The organism is Actinomadura sp. CNU-125, from assembly GCF_001942465.1.
GTDB lineage: Bacteria > Actinomycetota > Actinomycetes > Streptosporangiales > Streptosporangiaceae > Spirillospora.
In genome coordinates this window covers 95,573-117,499 of sequence record NZ_MKJY01000444.1, presented here as the reverse complement: position 1 = coordinate 117,499, position 21,927 = coordinate 95,573, and the positions used below count along the sequence as shown (strand labels likewise).

At 71.3% G+C, this 21,927-nt stretch carries 15 protein-coding genes and 1 pseudogene; 11 read left to right on the top strand and 5 right to left on the bottom strand.

Annotated elements, in window-relative coordinates; genetic code table 11:
• The first annotated feature begins 283 nt into the window (after positions 1–283).
• Genes BJF79_RS37140 through BJF79_RS37125 form a run of 4 tightly spaced genes read left to right on the top strand, consistent with a single transcriptional unit; the run spans position 284 to position 2,445 of the window.
• Complete coding sequence (locus BJF79_RS37140) at positions 284–613, top strand: ArsR/SmtB family transcription factor (protein ID WP_075904432.1); 330 nt, start codon at positions 284–286, stop codon at positions 611–613.
• 22 nt (positions 614–635) lie between these two features.
• Entirely contained in the window at positions 636–986 is a 351-nt protein-coding gene (locus tag BJF79_RS37135; protein ID WP_075904431.1) for a hypothetical protein, read from the top strand.
• Positions 983–1,522 carry a TlpA family protein disulfide reductase gene (locus BJF79_RS37130; protein WP_075904429.1) on the top strand — a complete coding sequence of 180 codons (540 nt, stop codon included), beginning with the start codon at positions 983–985 and terminating at the stop codon, positions 1,520–1,522. Before BJF79_RS37135 ends, BJF79_RS37130 begins: the two co-directional genes overlap by 4 nt.
• Positions 1,519–2,445 (top strand): cytochrome c biogenesis CcdA family protein, encoded by a 927-nt coding sequence (locus tag BJF79_RS37125; RefSeq protein WP_075904428.1) that lies wholly within the window; start codon positions 1,519–1,521, stop codon positions 2,443–2,445. Before BJF79_RS37130 ends, BJF79_RS37125 begins: the two co-directional genes overlap by 4 nt.
• 95 nt (positions 2,446–2,540) lie before the next feature.
• Here BJF79_RS37125 and BJF79_RS37120 read toward each other — a convergent pair whose 3' ends face one another.
• Positions 2,541–5,576, bottom strand: coding sequence for a Tn3 family transposase (locus tag BJF79_RS37120; RefSeq protein WP_262403130.1), 3,036 nt, complete (start codon positions 5,574–5,576; stop codon positions 2,541–2,543).
• A 232-nt stretch (positions 5,577–5,808) separates the two neighbouring features.
• On the opposite strand from BJF79_RS37120, the gene BJF79_RS37115 reads away from it, so the two are divergent.
• Together BJF79_RS37115 and BJF79_RS37110 are read left to right on the top strand one after the other, a co-directional pair.
• Complete coding sequence (locus BJF79_RS37115; RefSeq protein WP_075904424.1) at positions 5,809–6,099, top strand: hypothetical protein; 291 nt, start codon at positions 5,809–5,811, stop codon at positions 6,097–6,099.
• A gap of 56 nt (positions 6,100–6,155) precedes the next feature.
• Positions 6,156–6,854 (top strand): DUF899 domain-containing protein, encoded by a 699-nt coding sequence (locus BJF79_RS37110; RefSeq protein ID WP_075904422.1) that lies wholly within the window; start codon positions 6,156–6,158, stop codon positions 6,852–6,854.
• A 1,146-nt stretch (positions 6,855–8,000) separates the two neighbouring features.
• Here the strand turns inward: BJF79_RS37110 and BJF79_RS63490 are convergent.
• From BJF79_RS63490 to BJF79_RS37090, 3 genes and pseudogenes are all read right to left on the bottom strand, one after another.
• Entirely contained in the window at positions 8,001–8,228 is a 228-nt protein-coding gene (locus tag BJF79_RS63490; protein ID WP_262403133.1) for an ASPIC/UnbV domain-containing protein, read from the bottom strand.
• Positions 8,229–9,954: 1,726 nt separating this feature from the next.
• Positions 9,955–10,919 (bottom strand): annotated as a pseudogene (locus BJF79_RS37095) (DUF1702 family protein).
• A 312-nt stretch (positions 10,920–11,231) separates the two neighbouring features.
• Entirely contained in the window at positions 11,232–12,167 is a 936-nt protein-coding gene (locus tag BJF79_RS37090) for a hypothetical protein (protein WP_262403129.1), read from the bottom strand.
• Between the two features lie 513 nt (positions 12,168–12,680).
• Between BJF79_RS37090 and BJF79_RS37085 the strand changes: the two genes are divergently transcribed.
• The 5 genes from BJF79_RS37085 to BJF79_RS37070 are packed head-to-tail and all read left to right on the top strand — an operon-like array spanning position 12,681 to position 20,836.
• The gene (locus tag BJF79_RS37085) at positions 12,681–16,487 is read left to right on the top strand and encodes a type I polyketide synthase (RefSeq protein WP_262403128.1); all 3,807 of its coding nucleotides are present in this window, start codon (positions 12,681–12,683) and stop codon (positions 16,485–16,487) included.
• A complete protein-coding gene (locus tag BJF79_RS63485) occupies positions 16,463–18,463 on the top strand; it encodes a polyketide synthase dehydratase domain-containing protein (RefSeq protein ID WP_262403127.1) in 2,001 nt (666 codons plus the stop codon). The genes BJF79_RS37085 and BJF79_RS63485 overlap by 25 nt, the downstream gene beginning before the upstream one ends.
• Before the next feature lie 2 nt (positions 18,464–18,465).
• Positions 18,466–18,924: an acyl-CoA thioesterase gene (locus tag BJF79_RS37080; protein ID WP_075904417.1), complete on the top strand. Its 459-nt coding sequence runs from the start codon at positions 18,466–18,468 to the stop codon at positions 18,922–18,924.
• Positions 18,921–19,457, top strand: coding sequence for a flavin reductase family protein (locus tag BJF79_RS37075; RefSeq protein WP_075904415.1), 537 nt, complete (start codon positions 18,921–18,923; stop codon positions 19,455–19,457). The genes BJF79_RS37080 and BJF79_RS37075 overlap by 4 nt, the downstream gene beginning before the upstream one ends.
• Complete coding sequence (locus BJF79_RS37070; protein ID WP_075904413.1) at positions 19,454–20,836, top strand: cytochrome P450; 1,383 nt, start codon at positions 19,454–19,456, stop codon at positions 20,834–20,836. The genes BJF79_RS37075 and BJF79_RS37070 overlap by 4 nt, the downstream gene beginning before the upstream one ends.
• A gap of 77 nt (positions 20,837–20,913) precedes the next feature.
• Here BJF79_RS37070 and BJF79_RS37065 read toward each other — a convergent pair whose 3' ends face one another.
• A complete protein-coding gene (locus BJF79_RS37065) occupies positions 20,914–21,687 on the bottom strand; it encodes a helix-turn-helix transcriptional regulator (RefSeq protein ID WP_075904412.1) in 774 nt (257 codons plus the stop codon).
• Between the last annotated feature and the right edge of the window lie 240 nt (positions 21,688–21,927).

Here is a 21,927-nt window from a genome sequence, read left to right as displayed (position 1 = left end):
GTCCTTGCGCCGCGCGGCGATCGCCGCGGCGAACGCCCCGCCGCCCGAGCCGATGACCGCCAGGTCGTATCCGCTGCCCACTGCGTTCACCGCAGCACCCCCTCACGTGCGGGGCCCCGCATGGCCGGGACCGCTTCTATGCGCCTTGCCGAATACTTCACTGGCACCATACTATGCGGACAGGCGAATAGTTCCCGTTGTGGAGGCCCCTATGCAAGACCGCGCTCCAGCGCCCGTCCCCACCGCCCGCGATGCGTCAGATGCCCGCGACGCTTCAGATCAGGTGCCGTGCGCCCACCTGGACACGGTGGCGAAGTTCTTCCGCGCCCTGGCCGACCCCACCCGGCTCAAGCTGCTGGAGTACATCCTCGGCGGCGAGCGCACCTCCGCCGACTGCGTCGCGCACGCCGGCATCTCCCAGCCGCGGGTGTCGGTGCACCTGTCCTGCCTGGTCGACTGCGGCTACCTCACCGCCCGCCGCGACGGCCGGAGACTGCGCTACTCCGTCGGCGACCCGCGCGTGGCCGACCTGATCGTCCTGGCCCGCTCCCTGGCCGCCGACAACGCCTCCGCCCTGACCTGCTGCACCCGCATCCCCGACAGCCAGAGCTGACCCGCAAGGAGCACCACGCGTCATGCCCGGCATCCACCGGCTCCCAGGCCGCAACCGCTCCGCCCCCTCCGGCGCCGGCCCGGCCGCCGCCGGGATCGGTGCCGCCCTGCTGATGATCGCCTGCTGCGCCGGACCCGCCCTCATCGCCGCCGGCGCCCTCGGCGCCGTCGGCGGCCTCCTCGGCAACCTCTGGGTGATCGCCGCCGCGGTGCTCGTCCTGGCGGCCGCCGTGACCACCCTCGTCCGTCGCCGCCTCCGGCGCGGCCACAGACACCGCGATGCCTGCTGCCCGCCCACCGGATCCACCAAGCACCCCACCGACCGGGACCGCTTCCACGCCCCGGCCGACCAGGAAGGCCCCCGCTCCCGATGACCATCCTCAGGCCCCGCCGCCCCACCCTCCTCACCCTCGCCGCCGCCGCTCTCGCGGCAGGCGCCACGGCCTGCGGCTCGCACAACGCCCCCACCAGCCCTTCTGCCGCCGGTGCGGCCACCCGCCCCGGCGCCCCCAAGGGCACCCAGATCACCACCATCGCAGGCGAGAAGATCACCGTGCCCGGCGACAAGCCCACCGCGCTGTTCTTCTTCACCGTCGGCTGCGGTGAATGCGCAGGCGGCGCCAAGTCCCTGGCCACGGCGGGCAAAGCGCTCAGCGGCAAGGCGGGCGTCCTCGCGGTGGACATGGATCCCAGCGAATCGCCGCAGACGATCCGGCAGTTCCTCACCTACATCAACGCCCCCCAACTGCCCGCGGCCATCGACACCACCGCCACACTGGCCCGGCGGTACCAGGTCGCCGCGCTGTCCACGCTGATCGTCGTCGACCCGGCCGGGAAGGTCGCCTACCGGGCCACCGACCCCGGCCCCGAGACGATCCAGGCCGCCCTGCACCAGTCCGGCGCGAAGTGAACGGCCTGCTCGCCCTCGCGTTCGCCGCCGGGATGATCGCCCCGGTCAACCCCTGCGGGTTCGCCCTGCTGCCCGCCTGGATCACCTACACCCTCGGCGACGCCGGCACCTGGCCGCTTCCGGTGCGGCTGGGCCGCGCCCTGCGCTCCGGAGCCGCGCTGACGCTCGGGTTCGCCGGAACACTCACCGCCGCCGGACTCATCGTCAGCGCCGGAGCCCGCGCTCTGATCTCCGCCGCCCCCTGGCTGGGACTGGCCACCGGCCTTGTGCTGCTGCTGCTCGGCCTGGCCATGCTCACCGGCCGCTCCCCGACCCTTCACCTGCCCGGCGCCCGCAGCCGGACGGTCCAAGGCCCACCCACCACCCGGCGCATGGCCGCCTTCGGCGTCGGTTACGCGGCCGCGTCCCTGTCATGCACCTTCGGCGTGCTGCTGGCCGTGATCGCCCAGGCCCAGGCCACCGCCAGCTACACGGGACTGCTGGGCGTCTTCGCCGCCTACGCCGCCGGGTCCGCCACCGTGCTGCTCCTGGTCGCCGTCACCACCGCAGCAGCCGGCACCGCCCTGACCCGGCGCATCACCGCACTCGCCCGGTACGGCCCCCGCATCACCGCCGCCGTCCTGGTCCTCACCGGCGCCTACCTGGCCTGGTACTGGTACCCGGCAGCCACCGGCAGCAGCACCGCCACCAGCGGCGGCGCCCTGGCCCGCTTCTCGGCCACCGTCTCCACCTGGCTCCAGGCCCACAGCACCTTCGTCGCCGTGCTCGCGGCGATCACCGTCCTCACCGCAGGGGCCCTCGCCCTGCGCCACCGTCTACACGCCCCCGTCACCGGGCCCGCCCAGACCAAGAACCGGCGCGACCGGCACGACACCGCCCAGCGCGCCTCGGCCACCACGCCGCCCGACGATCACTGCTGCTGATCCGCCCCGCGCCGCCATGACCGCCCCCCGGCACCCGGGCCGGTAGCGGCCCGAGCGGCGGGCCGCCGGACCTTGCCCCCCATCATGACGACATGTCACGGCCCTGCCGGCCGACCGGAGCCGTCGATCGCCGACAGCGCCAGACGCTTGTCGAGGTTGAGCTGGATCTCCCCGTACGGGGTCATGTTGGTGTGGAAGACGGGCGTGAGGCCGCGCTGGTCAGCGTCGGTGAGCACGTCCTGCCACTCGGGCAGCGCGAGAGTGTCCTGGATCATCAACGTATTGATGTAGCCGAGCGCCGACTGAAGGATGTGCAGGCACAGCATGCCCAGTTCCTGTTCCTCCTTGCGATTGGAGGCCAGCTCGCCGCGCTTGCCGAAGCGGATGTAGTCGCCCAGGCCGTTGTAGTTCTCCACCACGTTCAACCCGGACTCGGTCTCGCGCTGCAGGTCCCGGTCGCGCAGGTAGCGGGCCAGGAAGATCGAGCGTTGGGCGCGGCCGACCTCCAGCATCGCGGCGTAGGCCGGGTGGGTGGTCTCGGAGGTGAAGCGGCGCAGCAGCGCCTCGGTGGTGGCGGTGCGCAGCCGGATCGCGGTGGCGTACTTCATCATCAGGTCGTAGTTGGTGGCGATGATGTCCCACCGGATCGGCCGGGTCAGCGCCGGCCCGAGCAGCGGGTAGGAGAACTCATCGCCCCGCCCGGGCACGTACAGCTTCATCGTGTTGATCTGCTTGAACCGGGCGACCAGGTCGAAGTCCAGCAGCCGAGTGATGCCGAACCCGACGAAGGTGGCGCCATGGGAGTCGACGAAATTCTGCTCGATCTCCATGTCGGTGCCGTGCCGCATCGCGCCCTCGACCATCGCGTGCACCTCCGACGCCGAGCAGGCGATCAGCTGGGAGTGCACGGCCATCGCCCCGGACGTCTCCACCGTCCAGTAGATCAACACGCCTCTCTTGGCCCGCCGGTACCGCGAGTGCCACTCGGTGAAGATGTTCTGGTCATAGGCCGAGAAGTGGGTGGAATCCGAGGCGACCGAACTCGTGCCCTCGCCCCACAGGCCGGCGTGGCGGGCGGAGAAGGTGGCGTTGGCTATGACCCGCGCCACCTCCCGGCAGCCCTCCACGGTCAGGAACCGGCGCCGCACGTACCGCAGGTCGTCCTCTGCGTGGTCGTGGTCACCAGCCGCGGCCGCGCGGATCCCGGTCCCGGTGCCGTAGGCGTAGATGACCAGCAGCAGCCGCTCGAACAGCGCCTGCGGGTCGAGGTGGTTCTGCACCCCGACCGGGGTGAGGGCCTGCAGGCAGCCGGTGCGCAGCGCGGTCTCGGCGAGCATGTCCATCAGCGGGACCACACCCCACCGGACCCGGATCGCGGCCTTGAGCCGCCGCAGATTGATCGGCTCGGGCGCCGCTTCCAGGGGCGTGAGCTGGATCGCGCCACTCTTGCGGTCGGAGATCTTCAGCCAGCGCAGCCCCTTGCCGCCCAGCGCGTCGTTCAGCTGCGACAGCTCGTGGTCCAGTTCGGCGCGCATCTCCTCGATGAACACCTGCGCATCCAGCGGCTTGCGGAGCTTGGCGTAGTTCTCGGCCCGCCGCTGCTCATAGTCGGCGGGCAGGTCGTCGTCGGGGTTGCGCCACCGGTCAGCGCCCTCCACCCAGATCTCCTTGCACCGCAGCTTCTCCCGCAGCGTCTGGAACACCCCGCACTCGTACACACTGCGCAGGATCCGCCGACGCCGCTTGCTGTCGGCCCGGTACAGCAACTCCACCAGCTCGGGCGCGACGATCCCCTCGACCGGGACGCTCTCGCCAACCGCGTAGCACTTGACCCGGTTGCTGCCCGCCTCGGCCTTGTACCGCTTGATCAACGCAAGCGCGGTCATCATCGGCGCGTGCACCGTGTTGGTCGACCCGAACTCCAGGGCCTCGATGATCTGGATCAGGCCCGTGCGGTAGTGGTTGGTGTAGGAGGCCTTGAACACCCGCTGCTTGTGCTGCCGGTACGAGCTGCCTTTGGCCTTGTACTCGTGCAGCAGCGACACCAGCGTCTTGCAACCGCCGGGCACCGCCGGATAGATGACGTCCTCGACCCGCTCCTCCGGCGCCTCCAGCGCGGCCTCGGCCATCTTGAACAGGATGTTCTCCTTGCCCGACACCCGCTTCAGCTCCGCCACGAAGTCACCGACGACCTTGGTTTCGGCACGGGCGTTGATCCGGTGCACCGTGGCGATCAGCAGGTCCACCAGCGTGTCGGTGATCTCCCGGCCCCGGCAGTACAGGTACGCCGCCAGCAGCGTCACCTGGATGCCGGGCGGATGGGAGCGCAGATGCGAGGGCGCCTCGGCCGCCACCCGCGCCCGCCAGGACGCGAGAATCTTCGGTGCGACATCAGCGAACAACCCATCCGGCAAGCCGATCTGCCGGATCGCGCGGAGCTTGAACACCTCCCGCTCGATCGTCTTCACACTGACGTTGCCCGGCTCCTCGCGGATCGCCGTGAACAAGTCGACACCACTCACCTCCGCCGCGTCGAACAACGCATCCCCGTCCTGACCGCCGCCGTCCTCCTCAGCGCCCGGGTCCGCGCTGTGCGCAATCAGCGCGAGCATCCGGGCCGCCGCCTCCTGCGGTACCCGGCCGGCGATCAACGCGGTCTGCGCCTTCTCCGCCTGGCTGATCGCAGAACCGATGATGCGCCGGATGCGGTCCGGGGCGGGCTGTTCAAGCTTCTCCTCCCACAGGTGCGCCAGCAGCGCCTCCCGAACCCGATCCGCCCGCCGCTCCTTGTCGCACACGTTCGCGGCCAGCCACAACGCCGCCTTGTCCGAGTCCGCGAGGCCGCACTCCCGGAACCCGAAATAGTCGCGGATCTCCCTGCGATGCCCCTTGCTCGTCCGGCCATCCCACTCATACAACGCCAGATCCGCCTCGGAGACCTTGACCAGCCGCGCCACATAGCCGACGGCCTGATCCGGCAGCTCGTGCCGACCCTTGGGGAACCGGCCATGCAACGCGTAAAAGCGCAGCATCAACGCGAACGCCAGCTTCGTCGGCGCCCGCCGGTTCGACAACAACGCCAACTCGCCCCCGACCAGCGTCCAGTTCCCGACCAGCTCGTCTTCATCCAACGTGCGCGCCACGGCATCCGACTCTCTCCCAAGCCGCGGCTGCCCTCCCGCCGACCGCCGCAAACCCTACGAATCCGGATCAATACTGACCGCACAAGATCCAGCACGTCACCCGAACCGCGAAAGATGCCCCGACGCCCCGCTGACCTGGCCTAACCCAAACCCCTGTACCTGGCTGCACGAGTCTTACCGACACCCCCTGTCGCCCCGGCGGCGCGGCGACGCCGGAGAGGTGCCCGGTGCCGACGTCGACCTCATCGACCGGCTGCCCCGCACCGGGCCCGGCGCGAGCTGGCCGACGGTCGCGGCGTGGCTGCGCGCCGGAAAGACCGCCGCCACCCGCCGCACCCGGCTCGCCGACACCGCCGCGTTCGGCGGGCTCCTCGGCGACTCGTCTGCGGCGGGCCGCGCGGTTCGCAGCGGCCGGAACGGCGTGCCCGCCGTCCGGAAGCGGTCAGCCGCCCCATCTGCCGCACCCGAGCGGGCACATCGGTGTCGTGATCCCCCGCTCTCGGGGCGATGAGTTCCCGTCGCCCGCGGAGTCGGTCCACGCGAACGAGAGCCTTCGAAGGAGGCCACATGCCGCTGCCCCCGGTCGTGTCACGTGAGGAATGGCTGCGCGCCCGCAAGGAGTTGCTCGCGAAGGAGAAGGAGGCCACCCGGGCGAAGGACGCCGTCGACGCTCAGCGCCGTGCGCTGCCGATGGTCAGGCTCGACAAGGAATACGAGCTCGAAGGTCCGTCCGGTCCGGTACGGCTGGCGGACCTCTTCGAGGGACGCCGGCAGCTCATCGTCTACCACTTCATGTTCGACCCGAGCTGGGACGAAGGCTGCCCGAGCTGCTCGCTCCTCGTGGACAACATCGGCCACCTCGCTCATCTGCACGGTGCCGACACGTCACTCGTCCTGGTGTCCCGCGCGCCGCTGAGCAAGATCGAGCCCTTCAAGGCGCGCATGGGGTGGACCGTGCCGTGGCTCTCCTCGTACAAGAGCGACTTCAACTACGACTTCCACGTCTCGAACGACGCCGCCATCGCCCCCGTCGAGTACAACTACAAGGACGCGGAGACGCTCGAGCGGCAGGGGCTGGCGCACTTCGCGAGCGGCGAGGCCCACGGTGCCAGCGTGTTCCTCCGGGACGGCGACGATGTGCACCACACGTACTCCGCCTACGGGCGCGGCCTCGAAGGGCTCCTCGGCACCTATCACTACCTCGACCTCGCACCGCTCGGCAGGCAGAAGTACGTGAACGAGTTCCTTCATCACGACCGTTACTGAGGGTGTTCGCCTTGAACCGGCCGGACGCCTTTACGTAGTAAGTTTTCGGGTCGTCCCGGACACGAGCGTGGCGTGCCCCGGCTCCCGTGAGCCGGGGCACGCACTTGCGGTCAGGTGGAGTGGAGCAGAGTCACGCGGGGACGGCTTCCCTGCCGGTGTCGGGACGGCCGTTGCCGGACGGACCGGCGACCTCCGGTCCGGTGCCGGCCGCGGCGGCCTCCATGGCGGCGCGCTGCTCTCGCGACTTGGCGGACAGGTGCAGCGCCCACAGGAACAGGCCGCGGATGAGGCAGACCAGCGCGGTCGCGAAGAACAGGCCGTAGGCGATGCTGGCGCCGGTGAGGCAGCCGTAGACGATCGCGATGCCGCCGCCGAAGGCGAACTGCGAGGCCGGTGCGGACGGGCTGGTGCCGGGGTCGGTCACCATGTAGTTCGTGTAGAGCACGAACGCGACGCCCGTCATCATGATCAGCGCGGCGGGAATCGAGGTGTCCAGGAACACGCCGCGGACGATGGCCTGCACGACGTACATGGAGAGCCAGCCGGCGATCAGCCACATCCGTCCGGTGAGCTTGGCGTTGAGCATGGTGCCCGCACCCAGGATGATCGCCGGGACCAGCCAGTCGACGGGCGGGCCGAACCGCTCGGTGAAGTGGTACGGCGGCGCGATGCTCGCCCACGGGAACAGCAGCAGGATCACGGTGATGCCGAAGTTGGACGGGTTCATGTAGTGGCGCATCCGTCCCCGGACGGGCGCGCGCAGCACCCATTTGGCGCCGACCGCGACCAGGACCCCGAAGACCATGACCCAGACCTTGTCGTTGACGTAGGTCAGCATGTTCACCGCGAGGGCGGTGATGTGCGCCGGGTACAGGAACTCGAGGACGCCCCGCCAGCCGTTGCCGAGGAAGCGGGGCGGGCGGCCTTCCGCCCAGGCGCCGATGGCCTCCAGCAGCGTCTCGAACGCGTAGGCGGCGACGATGGCGATGAACGGCCACGTCCACGGCTGCTCGAATCCGAGGATGGTGTAACCGAGGATGTTGAACACCGAGATGGAGATCGCGAAGTTCCGCAGCGCCTTGGCGACCTTCGGGTCATGGCGCGGGGGTGCGGGTTTGGTGGACGACTTGGTGGACGACATGTCCGTCACGCCTCCTTGGCCTGTGTGCCGAGCCGCAGCGAGTGCCGTCCGGGGGCGAGCCGCAGGTCCTGTTCTCGGACCTGGCCGTCGCGGTCCCGCCAGCTCAGGTGGACCTGGACGGGGCCGCTCACCCGCGGCCCGAGGCCGATGTGCACCTCGTTGCTGCGCTTGCCGGAGTGACCGCTGCCGCCGTCGACGCGGGCGAGGTGCTTGCGTCCGTCGGGGGTGGTCACTGTCACCTGGGCGCCGACCACCGGGCTCGCGGCCCGAGCCTTCTGCCGCGTCGGTGTCGTGGGTCAGGTCCAGGGTGAGATAGGAGTTCGAGGCCGGGCTCGTGTTGCGGTAGAAGACGGGCTCGTCCCACTGCCGGGCGACAGCCATGTCGAGCCGCCCGTCGCCGTCCGCGTCGCCCACGGCGACCCCTCGCGTGGGGACCGGGATCGCCAGGCCGAGGACGTCGGCCACGTTCTGGTAGTCGCCGTCCTTCTCCTTGGCGAAGAAGGCCAGCCGCTGGTTGCCGGCGATGTCGTCGCCCGCGGTGACGTGCGGCCACCAGTACGGGTTATCCAGCACCATGTCGTTGGACGCGGCGAGCTCCTGCAGCTGCGGCCAGCGGTTGACGTCGCCCTTGACGAAACCGGTGGTCTGGACGATCGCGGGGTCGCCGCTGTTGTCGAAGTCGGCGATCTTGGCGTCCCAGGCCCACCCGGACCACGCGGTGCCGAGCTCCGCGCTGCGATCCGTCCAGGGCGCGTCGCCGTCCTGCAGCTTGGCCCGGAGCTCCGCCTGGTTCTTGGCGGTGTTGAAGAAGTGGAGGTTGCTCTCCTGGATGCCGAACGAGGTCGTGATGTTGCTGACGAACATGTCGTAGAGGCCGTCGTGGTCGAAGTCGGCGAAGTCGATGCCCATCCCCTTGAACGAGTCGTCGCCGATCCGCATGGACTTGGGCAGTCCGGGTCCGCGGGCCCCGTGCACGACCTCGAACTCGATCTTGCCGGGCTTGGAGATGTTGTAGAGCAGGGCGTCCTTGCCGTGGTCCTGGGCTATGTAGAGTTCGGGGAGCTGGTCGCCGTCCAGGTCGTTGCCACCGGCGGCGAGCACCCAGCCCTTGGAGATGTCGCGCGGCAGCGCGCCGTCGATCTGCTGGAACCGGACCGAGGGCCGGTCGCCGCTGGTGGCGCCGGTCCAGCGGAAGAAGTAGTCATCCCCGCCGTTGGTGGCGTTGGACAGTGAACGGTTCATCGCCACGCCGCCGCTCTTGCGGGGATCGAGGACCGGGCCGTGCGGGAAGTAGTTGCCCAGGTAGATGTCGTAGTGCCCGTCGCCGTCGAAGTCGTCGATCGCCACGGCGTTGGAGTTCCACTGCGGCCCGGTGTACGCCTGGTCGCCGACGTTCGGGACGAGTTCCGTCGGAACGTACGCACCGGCGCCGAACTTCTCCGCGTCGGGCTTCGCCAGGTGGACGATCGGTGTCCGGCCCCACATGTAGACGAGCAGGTCCATGCGGCCGTCCTCGTTGAAGTCGGCGGGCGCACAGCCCATGGGGGCCATGGTGTCGCTCATGGGCAGCGAGCCGGTGCCCAGCGCGAACGGCGCGTACCGTCCGGAACGTTCACCGGGCGCCGGGGTCACCACCACCTTGTCGATCCGCGGGTCGCTGATGCACAGGTCGTTCGGCAGCCCGTCACCGTCGAGGTCGTTCATCGCGACCCCGGCTCCGACGGAGGAGATCCAGGCGTCGATGTGCTCGTAGTCCTTGTTGACCTTCCGGATCGTCTGCTGCGGATACCCGCCGGGCAGCGCGATGTTCATCGGCGCGAACCCGTAGCGGGCCGCCACCGCGCTCTTGTCCGCCGCCGGAGCCTCGGGCAGCCGGACGACGAAGAACATGACCACCACCAGGCCGAGGGCGATGGCCCCCGGTAGCTGGCGGACCAGACGTCGTGTCGTGGTCACGGATCAGTACCTCCCCTGGGATGCGAACTTGCCTGCGATGTCCTGCCGCCACCGCTCGAAGGCGGGGCCGGTTCCGTGGTCGTCGCCTCGGCCCGGCGCCGGGCGGAGGTCGACGCAGATCTGCGCGGCCTCGTCCGGGGGCGTCTCGCAGAAGACCCCGGTGGCGACCGCCGTGTGCGGCGTCTCGAGCCCGGCGCGCCGCCGGGCCTCCGCCGCGAAGGCGCTTCCCTGCGCCAGCCAGCGGCGGTGCTCGCCCGCCCGCTTCTGCAGCAGCACCAGCTCGTCCTCGGTGGCGGACCCCGCGTAGGTGGCGGCGAGACCGACACCGGAGTACAGGTCGCGCGCCGCTCGGGTCCGAACTCCTCGACCAGCCCGGCCACCACGTCGGGATCGGTGCCGCCGACGAACCACAGAGCCCGTCCTATCCCCTGGTCGAACGCGTGGCCCGCGTACCCGTGCGGGTCGTCGAACGGCCAGCGGACGGTGCTCCGCCGGTGCCGCCGGACATACTCGTCGGTGCGGAAGTAGGCCTGGTGGAAGCCGTATCCCTCCGGGACGAACCACTGCAGGAGAGGGTCCGGCGGGGGCTTCGGCCACAGGAACCTCGGCAGGCGCGCCATCGCCCAGCCCACACCGATGTAGGCCATGTAGATGTGCGGCTCGCCGGCTCCCGTCAGGAAGGCGCGGACTCGACGGGAGCGCGAGAACGTCAGCGCATCGACCATCGCGAAGCCCATCCCGGCGCCCTCGTAGGCGAATCCCCGGTAACGGGCCGGGATGGAGTCCAGGCGTGCGGGAAGCGCTTCGGGCGTCCCCGCTTCGACGGCATGCGCGTAGCCGGCCAAGAAATTGTGACCGACCGTTTCCAGTACCCGCTTGGCCTCGGAGTTCTTAACGTGAAAACCCCGCTTCGCCAGGCTGGTCTCCGACTCGTCGGGCGTGAGTACGCGGCGAGCCAGCTTTCGCAATGCTGCGGTCAATCCATACCCCAATCCGAGGCCCGGGGAATCCGCTGACCGTCCCCGGCCGCAACGAGATGTCGCCTAAATCTAGGCAGGACGGGTCAGCGCCCCGCTACTCTTTCTGTGCGTATTTGTTGAGCACGTTCGAGAATTCGGAACAGGTCACCTCCGGTACAGGATTGAATGGGGATCTGCGACCTCGGACCGGCATCGGCGATCCCGGCGCCCATTCGAAACCGGTCCGAGGGCCGGTGGGCGGGCGTTCTCCGCCTCGGGACGGCGCGTTTCCCGCCTCGATCGTCCGCGCGGTCCGCGGGCTCACGTCCAGGGCGCGAGCGGGTACCAGATCAGGTCCCGGCGGGCGAGCAGGCGGACGTCCCAGTAGAGGACGGTGAAGACGCCGGCCGCGATGAGCATCGCGCCGGTGATGAGCGCGATCCGCCCGGGCTTGGCCACGAGCCAGCCGCTGAGCCGTCGTCCGGCGGCGAGCGTCAGGGCGACGAAGATCACGGAGAAGACGGCGATGTTGCCCACCGACTGGAGCGCGAAGGCGCCGGCTCCGTAGAGCACGTTGCCTTCGTCCGCCACGTCGCGGAACAACTGCCGGTAGAGCCCGTACGGACGTCCGATGAGGAAGCCCCCGATCAGTCCGCCCATGACGAGCATGCGCCCGTGGGGGAAGCGGCCGAGCGGGTCCGGGACGAGACCCAGAGCGGCCAGCCCCAGGTAGACGAGCACCAGCCCGATGACGCCGAACACGACCATCGACTGGATGCTGCGCGGAGACAGGCCGCTCCCGCTGGGGGTGGTCGAGTACTGCGGCATGTGCGTGCCGGCGACCGCGACCACGCAGCCGTAGACGGCCGAGACGAAGATCGCCCCCGCGGCCAGCCACAGCAGCGGCCGGACCGTCGCCCGGAAGCGTCGCCCGAGTGAGGAGCCCTGCCCCATCACCGGGGCCACCGCCCCGAGCGCCGCGATGTTGCAGGCGGTGAACGTGCCGCCCAGACCCGACGCGAACGCGAAGGCGGCCCCCGCGATCAGCCCCCCGATCTGTGTCCCCTCCGCCTCGTGCCCCAGCAGGGTGCTGGTGGTGTTCTGCCCGATGACGTCGTCGACGAACTCCGCCGACCACACCACGGTGAGGAGGAATCCGGCCAGGAAGCTGAGCACCACCGCGAGCCCGCGCCTGGCCGGAAACACCTCCGGGGGACGGACCCCGGAGACCGCCTTGACGTTCTCGACCTCTGCCATTCGCATTTTCCTCTCGCTCACCGCACGCCTCATGGGATGCGGCCGACTCCACCCGATAGAAATCCAGATCCGCAGGGGCCACCAACTCGGATCGTGCGTTTTTTCGGTCCATCGGCCGCAATAGGCCGACCGTGCGGAATCATGAGGCTCTGCAGAGAACGGCGCGGACGTCGTTCCCGCCGGAGCCGCGGCACCATGGGCACCAGAGCACGCTGCGAGTGATTTTCCGCAAAATTGCTGCCGAAATTCTTGCCGCTTTCACGCCGAACTTCTCGACCGTTTGCTCCATTGCACGCTCAAGCACGTCCGAAGTGGCCGAATGAACGGCGGTACGGCAGATTCGGCTCCTAGACACCCGACTGGGTCCGAATCCAGGGAGAAGGCCTTGGCCAATCAGCGGCGCAAGACGCGCAGCATCACTGTGACGCCGGAGGAATCGGCTGCCCATGGCTTCCAGGTGACGAGCCCCGAGACCCGGGGTGGACACCGGCCGGCGCCGGACGGGGAGTGCGAATGACCAACATCGCCGTTGTCGGCATGGCGTGCCGGTACCCCGACGCGTCCTCGCCGCGCGAACTGTGGGAGAACGTCCTGGCGGGACGCCGGGCCTTCCGGCGGCTACCGGAAGAGCGCATGCGCCTCGAGGACTACTGGGATCCCGACCCGGCGGCGCCGGACCGTTTCTACGCCACCAACGCCGCGGTGATCGAGGGCTACGACTTCGACCGCGTCGGGCACCGGATCGCCGGGAGCACCTACCGCTCCACCGACCTCACCCACTGGCTCGCTCTGGACGTGGCCGGCCGGGCGCTCGCCGACGCGGGGTTCCCCGCGGCGGAGGGCTTGCCCGCGGAACGCACCGGAGTCGTCGTCGGCAACACGCTCACCGGCGAGTTCACCCGGGCGAACCTGATGCGGCTCCGATGGCCCTACGTCCGCCGGACGCTCGCCGCGGCACTGCGCGAGAACGGCTGGGAGGACGAGCGGCTGGCTCCGTTCATGGACGACCTGGAGCGCCGGTACAAGAGCCCGTTCCCGCCCGTCGACGAGGACACCCTCGCGGGCGGGCTGTCGAACACGATCGCCGGCCGGATCTGCAACTTCTACGACCTCAAGGGCGGCGGCTACACCGTCGACGCCGCGTGCTCGTCCTCGCTGCTGTCCGTCGCCACCGCGTGCCGGGCCCTTCAGGAGGGCGAGATCGACGTCGCCGTCGCCGGCGGCGTGGACCTGTCCATCGACCCGTTCGAGATCATCGGGTTCGCCAAGACGGGCGCGCTCGCACGCGGTGAGATGCGCGTCTACGACCGCGGCTCCAACGGGTTCTGGCCCGGAGAGGGCTGCGGGATGGTCGTGCTGATGCGGGACGCGGACGCGCGCCTGCAGAACCGGCGCCGCTACGCCACCGTCGCCGGATGGGGGATCTCCTCCGACGGCAAGGGCGGCATCACGCGGCCCGAGGTCGGCGGCTACCGGCTGGCTCTGCGCCGCGCCTACGCGCGTGCCGGGTTCGACATCGGCACGGTGCCGCTCTTCGAAGGGCACGGCACCGGTACCGAGGTGGGCGACCGCACCGAGCTGAGCGCGCTGACGGAGGCCCGGAGGGCGAGCGCCCCGGACGCGGGACGTGCGGTGATCGGATCGATCAAGGGCATGATCGGCCACACCAAGGCCGCCGCCGGGGTGGCCGGGCTCATCAAGGCCGTGATGGCCGTCGACGCCCAGGTGCTGCCGCCGAGCACCGGAAGCGTGGACCCGCATCCCCTGCTGACCGAGGAGGGCGCGGCGCTGCGCGTCCTGCGCAAGGGCGAGCCGTGGCCCGCCGGAGCCCCGCTGCGCGCTGGCGTCACCGCCATGGGATTCGGCGGCATCAACACCCACATCGTGCTGGAGGGCGCCGGACCGCGCCGGGAGTCGCTCGACGGCACCGCGCGGGCACTGGTCGCATCGCCGCAGGACGCCGAGCTGCTGCTCGTGGACGCGGACTCGGAGGCCGAGCTCCGCGAGCGGCTCGCCGAGCTGGCCGACTGGACGCCCGGGCTCTCCTACGCGCAGCTCGCGGACCTGGCCGCCGCCGCCCAGCGGCGGCTGACGGGCCTGCCGTACCGGGCCGCGGTGATCATGACCTCTCCAGCGGAGGCCGAACAGCGGCTACGGCGGCTGGTCGAGGCCCTCGACGCGGGGGAGACCGCGTCGGTCACCCCCGGCGGGGCCGGTTTCCTCGGACATGTCACGCGCCCCGCCAGGATCGGTTTCCTGTTCCCGGGCCAGGGTTCGGGCCGGAGTACCACGGGCGGCGCGCTGCGGCGCCGGTTCGCGGCGGCCCAGGACGTCTACTCGCGGGCCGCGTTGCCCGCGACGGGCGACATGGCCGCCACCGAGGTCGCGCAGCCGCGCATCGTGACCGGCTCCCTCTCCGGCCTGCGGGTCCTGGACGAGCTGGGCATCCGGGCCGACGCCGCCGTGGGGCACAGCCTCGGTGAGCTCACGGCGCTGCACTGGGCGGGCGCGATCGACGCGGGTACGCTCCCGGCGATGGCCGCCGCGCGCGGCAGCGCGATGGCGGAGCACGCCACCGCCGGCGGCATGGCCGGGTTCGGCGCGTCCCCGGACGCAGTGGTCCCTCTGATCGAGGACCTCCCGGTGGTCATCGCCGGGCACAACGGGCCGAACCAGACGGTCGTGGCCGGCCCCGTGGAGGCGATCGCCGAGGCGGCCCGCCGGGCCGAGCGGGCGGAGGTCCACTGCACCCGCCTCCCGGTCTCCCACGCCTTCCACTCACCGCTGGTCGCGCCGGCGGCCGGCACCTTCGGCGAGTGGCTGGACGGGCGTTCGTTCGGGCTCGTCGAGCGGCGGGTCGTCTCCACCGTCACGGGGGAGGCCCTGCCCGCCCGTACCGACGTCTCGGCGCTGCTGCGCCGGCAGATCACCGACCCGGTCCTGTTCAGCCAGGCGCTCCGGCTCCTCGCGAAGGACGTGGACCTCCTGGTCGAGGTCGGTCCCGGCCGGGTCCTCACCGCGCTGGCGTCCGACATCGCCGACGTCCCCGGGGTCGCGCTGGACACCGACGACGAGTCCATCGGCTCGCTGCTGCGCGTCGCGGCGGCGGCGCACGTGACCGGCGCGCCCTTCGACCACGGTGCCCTCTTCCGGGGGCGGCTCGTCCGGCCGCTCGAGGTCGGCGCCGAGTTCTCCTTCTTCGCCAGCCCGTGCGAGCAGGCGCCCGAGGTGCGGCTGGAGGTCCCGGACCCGGCACCCGCGACCGTTCTCGTCCCCGAGCCCCGTCCGGCCCCCGGCGTCGAGCCGGCGGACGGGGAGGGAACGCTGGACGTCCTGCGGCGCCTGGCGGCGGAGCGCGCCGAGTTGCCCGCCGAGGCCGTGCGCGGTGACAGCACGCTGCTCGACGACCTGCATCTGAGTTCCATCACCGTGGGCCAGATCATGAACCAGGCGGCGCTCGCGCTGGGACTCCAGCCCGGCGCCGCACCGGCCAGCTTCGCCACGGCCACCCTCGCCGAGCTCGCCGAGTTCCTCGACACGCTCGCCGCGACGGGTTCCGGCGCGGACCTCGCGCCCGTGGTGGAGGGCGCGGCGTCCTGGGTGCGCCCCTTCGCGATCGATCTCGCCGAGGAACCGCCGCCCGGGCCCGGCCCGGCCGGGGAGAACGGGGCCTGGCAGGTGTTCGCCTCCGCGGATCACCCGTTCGCCGACCGGCTGCGTCGTGGACTCGAGACCGCGGGCCTGGGCGCGGGCGTGCTGGTCTGCCTGCCGGAAGACTGCACCGAGCCGGACCTGCGCCTGGCGCTCGACGGCGCCAAGGCGGCGCTGACCGGCACCCGGTTCGTCCTCGTCCAGCACGGGCGCGGAGCGGCCGGCATCGCCAAGACGCTCCGTCAGGAGGCACCGGGGGTCCGCGTGACGGTGGTGACCGTACCGGGCACACCGGACGCGGTGCCGTGGATCGTCGGCGAGACGGCGGCCACCACCGGATTCTCCGAGGCCGTCTACGACGCGGCGGGCGTCCGGCGCGTGCCGACCCTGCGGCCGTTGCCGGCCCCCGCCGGCGAGCCCCGCCCGCCGCTCGGCGGCGACGACGTCCTGCTGGTCACCGGCGGCGGCAAGGGGATCACCGCGGAGTGCGCCATGGCCCTCGCCGCCGACACCGGCGCGCGGCTGGCGATCATGGGCCGGTCCGACCCCGCCGAGGACGCGGAGCTGGCGGCCAACCTGGGACGGATGGCCGGGCACGGGTCGCGGACCTGTTCGTCCGCGCCGATGTCACCGATCCGGACCAGGTGCGCGAGGCCGTCGCCGAGGTGACCCGTGACCTCGGCCCGGTGACCGCGATCCTGCACGGGGCGGGACGCAACGAACCGGCCGCGCTGGCCGGCCTCGACGAGGCGGCCCTGCGCGGCGCCCTCGCCCCCAAGGTGGGCGGGCTGCGCACCGTGCTGGACGCCGTCGCCCCGGAGCGGCTGCGCATGCTCGTCACGTTCGGCAGCATCATCGGCCGGGCCGGGCTCGCGGGCGAGGCGCATTACTCCGTGGCCAACGAGTGGCTGGCCGGGCTCACCGAGGAGGTGGCCGAACGCCATCCCGGCTGCCGTTGCCTGTGCTTGGAGTGGTCGGTGTGGTCGGGGGTCGGCATGGGCGAGCGCCTCTCGGTCGTGGACGCCCTCGGCCGCGACGGCATCACCGCGATCCCGCCGGACACCGGCGTGGAGCTGATGCGCCGGCTGGCCGGCGATCCGGACGCCCCGCGCGTCGTCGTCGTCAGCGGCCGCACGGGCCGCATCGACACGGTCCGCCGGGAGCGCCCGGAGCCGCCGCTGCTGCGGTTCCTGGAGCGGCCCCTGGTCTCTTACCCGGGCATCGAGCTGGTCACCGAGGTCGAACTCAACCCGGGCACCGACCTCTACCTCGCCGACCACGCCTTCGACGGCAATCTCCTGTTCCCCGCCGTGTTCGGCATGGAGGCCATGGCCCAGGTGGGCGCGGCGGCCGCGGGGCGCGAGGACGCCCCCGTGATCGAGCACGCCGAGTTCCCGCGCCCGGTCGTGGTCCCGCCGGACGGCAGCACGACGATCCGGATCGCCGCGGTCGTCGCCGAGGACGGCACCGTCGACGCCGTCGTCCGCAGCGCCGAGACGGGATTCGCGGCCGACCATTTCAGGGCCCGCCTGCGTTTCGGCGCCGGGGACGCCCCTGCGGGCCCGCCGGAGCAGGTGGACGGCGACCTGCCGATGGTCGCGCTGGATCCCGCCGCCGATATGTACGGAACGGTGCTGTTCCAGGGCGGCAGGTTCCAGAGGCTCCGCGGCTACCACCACGCTGCGGCCCGCCGCGTCGACGCCGACGTGGCCACCGGCGAGGGGGACTGGTTCGCCGGGTTCCTTCCGGGACGGCTGCTGCTCGGCGATCCCGGGATGCGGGACGCGCTGATGCACGGCAACCAGGTGTGCGTGCCCGACGCCACCCTGCTCCCAACGGGCATCGAGCGTCTCTGGCCGGTCGCCGACCGGGCGCCGGGCGCGACCGGATTGCGGTACTGCGCGACGGAACGGGAACGCCACGGCGACACCTACGTCTACGACATCGCCGTCAGGGGCGCGGACGGCCGGGTCGTCGAGCGCTGGGAAGGCCTCCGCCTCCAGGCCGTCGGCAGGTCCGACGGCCAGGGCCCCTGGGCCGCGCCGCTCCTCGGCCCCTACCTGGAACGCGCGGTCGAAGAGGTTCTCGGGGTCCGGGCGGCGATCGTCGTGGAGCCGCATCCGGCCGGTGGCGTCGCGGGACGCGACGACCGCAGAACGGTGACCGCCCTGGCGGCCGGGCGGGCCGCGGGCCGCCGGGTCGGCGTCCGGTACCGGCCGGACGGGCACCCGGAGGTCGACGGAGAGAAGACGGTCTCGGCCTCCCACGGTCCGGGCCTCACCCTGTGCGTCACCGCGGACGGCCCGGCGGCCTGTGACGTCGAGTCCGTGGCCGAGCCGCCCGGCGGATGGGACGGACTGCTCGGCCCGCACCGCGCGCTCGCCGACCTGCTGGCGCGGGAGCGGAGCGAGGACGCCGATGTCGCGGCGACGCGGGTCTGGACCGCCGTCGAGTGCCTGCAGAAGGCAGGGATGCCGCAGGACGCCCCCCTCACCGCGTCGGCACCCGCGGCGGGCGTCCCCGACCGGAGCGGCTGGGCCGTTCTGGCCTCGGGGGATCTGCGCGTCGCCACGTTCGCCACGACCGTGCGGGGCGTCACCGGCCCGGTCGTGTTCGCAGTCCTGACCGGAGAAGGGCGGTCGTGACCATGAACGACTACTTCGAGTACCGGCACACCGTCGGTTTCGAGGAGACCAACCTCGTCGGCAACGTCTACTACGTCAACTATCTGAGCTGGCAGGGACGGTGCCGCGAGATGTTCCTCAAGCGTCTCGCGCCGAGCGTATTGGACGATCTGCAGGCGGACCTGAAGCTGTTCACGCTGAAGGTCGACTGCGAGTTCTTCGCCGAGATCACCGCCTTCGACGAGCTGTCGATCCGCATGCGCCTGGTGGAGCTCGCCCAGACGCAGCTGGAGTTCAGTTTCGACTACGTGCGGCTGGATCCGGACGGCGGCGAGGCCCTCGTCGCCCGCGGGCGGCAGCGCGTGGCGTGCATGCGCGGGCCGAACGGCGCGACCGCCCCCTCCCGCGTGCCCGAGTCGCTCACCAGGGCGCTGGCGCCGTTCGCGCCGGCCCCCCTCGCGGAGATCGGGAGGCCGGCGTGAATGCCGGGTCCGACCGGGTCGGCGAGGTGTTCGAGCGGGACCGGCTCCGCCGCGCCTTCGGCGCCTTCCCGACCGGCGTCACCGTGCTCACCTGCGACGGGCACGAACCGCACGGGATGACCGCCAACTCCTTCGCCTCCGTGTCGCTCGACCCGCCCTTGGTCCTGGTGTGCGTGGGCAGGGACGCCAACATGCACCGGGCCCTGCACGGCTGCGAGCACTTCGGCATCTCCGTGCTGGCCGCCGATCAAGAGCCGGTGGCGCGGCACTTCGCCGACCGGCGGCGCCCGCTGGGCGCGGCCCAGTTCGACGCGGTCGACTGGCTGTCGGGCCCGGTCACCGGCGTGCCGCTGATCGGCGGGGCGGTGGCCGCGTTCGAGTGCCGGCCGTGGCGCAGCTACGACGGCGGCGACCACACCATCTTCACCGGCCGGCTGCTGTCGATGAGCGAACACCTCTCCCGGGACGCCCTGCTCTTCTCCGGCGGGAGGTTCCGCCGGTTCGCCACGGAGTCCACGGAGGTGCCGCTGTGAGCGGCCGGTCGGCGGGCGGCCCCGCCCGGGTCCCGCCCGGCCCGCCGCGGCGCGCGATGCCGGGCGTCTTCGGCAAGCTCGTCCGGGACAGGCTCGGCCTGATGACGTCGGCGGTGACCGAGTACGGCGACGCGGTGCGGGTCGCGGCGGGGCCCAAGACCCTCTACATCTTCAACCATCCCGACCACGCCAAGCACGTGCTGGCCGACAACAGCGGCAACTACGTGAAGGGCATCGGCCTCCAGCAGGCCCGCCGCGCGCTCGGCGACGGGCTGCTGACGAGCGAGGGCGAGCGGTGGCGCGAGCAGCGCAAGACGATCCAGCCGGTGTTCCAGCACGCGCGGATCGCCGCGCAGGCCACGGCCGTCGCCGAGGAGGCGTCGGGCCTGGTAGAACGGCTCAAGGCACGGCGGGGGCTGGGGACGGTCGACGTCGTGGAGGAGATGACCGGGCTCACCCTGGGCGTCCTCGGCCGCACGCTGCTGGACGCAGACCTCGGCGGCTTCTCCTCCATCGGGCGGGCGTTCGAGCGGGTGCAGGACCAGGCCATGTTCGAGATGGTGTCGCTGAGCATGGTGCCGATGTGGGTGCCGCTGCCCCGGCAGCTCCGGTTCCGCCGGGCCCGTGCCGAACTGCGCCGCGTCGTCGACCGGCTGGTGGCCGACCGCCGCGCCGGGTGGTCCCCGGAGGCCGATGACGCGCTGTCCCGGCTGGTCGCCGCCGTGCGGAAGGAAGCCGACCCGGCGGCGGCCGACCGGCGGCTCCACGACGAGCTCGTCACCCTGCTGCTCGCCGGGCACGAGACGACGGCGAGCACCCTGGGCTGGTCCCTCCATCTCATCGACGGGCACCCGGATGTGCGGCGGCGGCTGCACGAGGAGGCCGTCGAGGTGCTCGGCGACCGGCTGCCCGTGTACGACGACCTGCGACGCCTGACCTACACCTCGACGGTGATCCAGGAGGCGATGCGTCTCTATCCGCCGGTGTGGATCCTGACCCGGCAGGCCGTGAACGACGACGAGGTGGGCGGCTTCCGGGTACCGGCCGGGTCCGACGTCCTGATCTGCCCCTACACGCTGCACCGCCACCCCGACTACTGGGAGGAGCCCGACAGTTTCGTCCCTGAGCGTTTCGCCCCGGAGAACGCAGGGGAGCCGGGGAGTCCCAGGGAACGGCCGCGGTACGCCTACATCCCGTTCGGCGCCGGTCCGCGGTTCTGTGTCGGCAGCAATCTCGGCCTGATGGAGGCCACCTTCGTCCTGGCGCTCGTCTCCCGGGATCTCCGCCTGGTCGGAGTGCCGGGCCGCCGGGTGACCCCGGAGCCCATGCTCTCCCTGCGGATCCGGGGCGGGCTGCCCATGACCGTTCACCCCTCCTGACTCCATAACCGCCGGGGCCCCGGACGCGGAGGACGTCCGGGGCCCGGCGCGGGTTTCCGCACCGGGAGAAGAGGCCGTCAGCTCCCGGTCGCGTCCACCCTCGCCATCCGCGGGTCGAACAGGGCCATCAGAAGCGGCGGGTCGATGACGCGCATCGGTCGCAGTTCCACGTCGACCGAGAGGACGTCCGTGTCCGCGCCGACGGTGATCGGCCCCCGCGACCCCACCCACGGCGCGGGATCGGTGACGGTGGGATCGGGGACCACCACGTCGTCGTCCTGCGACACCGAGTACGCCAGGAGGTACCAGGTCCCCTGGGGGACGTTCGCGAGTTCGTATGCGCCGGGCTCTTCGAGGACCGAGCAGCGGACCGGCGCTCCCTGCGGGATCGCGTCGGGGAAGAGGCCGAGGAAGACCGGGCCGGCGTCGCCTCCGGGCAGCGGGGAGACCCGCCCTCCGAGCGTCACCGAGCGGGAGCCCCATCCGTCCCGGCGCGGGTCGATGGGGATGAGCGGCCGATACCCGCCGTTCTGCCGGTACAGGGTGGGCGCGACCCCGACGCTGTTCTTGAAACGCGTGCTGAAGGTTCCCACGCTGGTGTAGCCGACCCGGTTGCTGATCTCTGCGACGGTCAGTGAGGTCGAGATCAGCAGGCGCTTGGCCTCCTGCAGCCGTACCGCGGACAGGAAACGCCCTGGAGAGATGCCGGTGACCTGCCGGAAGACCCGCGAGAAATGGAACTTGCTGAACAGCGCGGTTCGGGCCATGTCGTCCATGGTGAGTTGCTCGCCGAAGTTCTCGTACATGGTACGGACGACGCGCTCTACGGCCTGGTCGGAAACCAATTCCATTGGAGCAACCCTTCATCCTGGGCGGACAGAATTACCCGGCGGCGAATCACACATTCCAGCCCTGCCGGCCCTTTGACTCGGTCGTGATAACGCTAAAGGGGTGATCCGATGGGGTCAACGCTAACGGCCCGAACAATAACGTCGTGATATGGCCACACCAAAATAGAACCGTGACCGAAATCAGTTTCAAAGAGTAGCGGAATAAATTCGCTGCGTTATTTCGCAAGGCAGTGACGCGCG

Bases quoted from the DNA above. Each gene is read 5' to 3' on its own strand.
- BJF79_RS37085 (WP_262403128.1), top strand. From the start codon at position 12,681: ATGACCAACATCGCCGTTGTCGGCATGGCGTGCCGGTACCCCGACGCG.
- BJF79_RS37090 (WP_262403129.1), bottom strand. From the start codon at position 12,167: ATGGCAGAGGTCGAGAACGTCAAGGCGGTCTCCGGGGTCCGTCCCCCG.
- BJF79_RS37110 (WP_075904422.1), top strand. From the start codon at position 6,156: ATGCCGCTGCCCCCGGTCGTGTCACGTGAGGAATGGCTGCGCGCCCGC.
- BJF79_RS37135 (WP_075904431.1), top strand. From the start codon at position 636: ATGCCCGGCATCCACCGGCTCCCAGGCCGCAACCGCTCCGCCCCCTCC.
- BJF79_RS37130 (WP_075904429.1), top strand. From the start codon at position 983: ATGACCATCCTCAGGCCCCGCCGCCCCACCCTCCTCACCCTCGCCGCC.
- BJF79_RS37080 (WP_075904417.1), top strand. From the start codon at position 18,466: ATGAACGACTACTTCGAGTACCGGCACACCGTCGGTTTCGAGGAGACC.
- BJF79_RS37065 (WP_075904412.1), bottom strand. From the start codon at position 21,687: ATGGAATTGGTTTCCGACCAGGCCGTAGAGCGCGTCGTCCGTACCATG.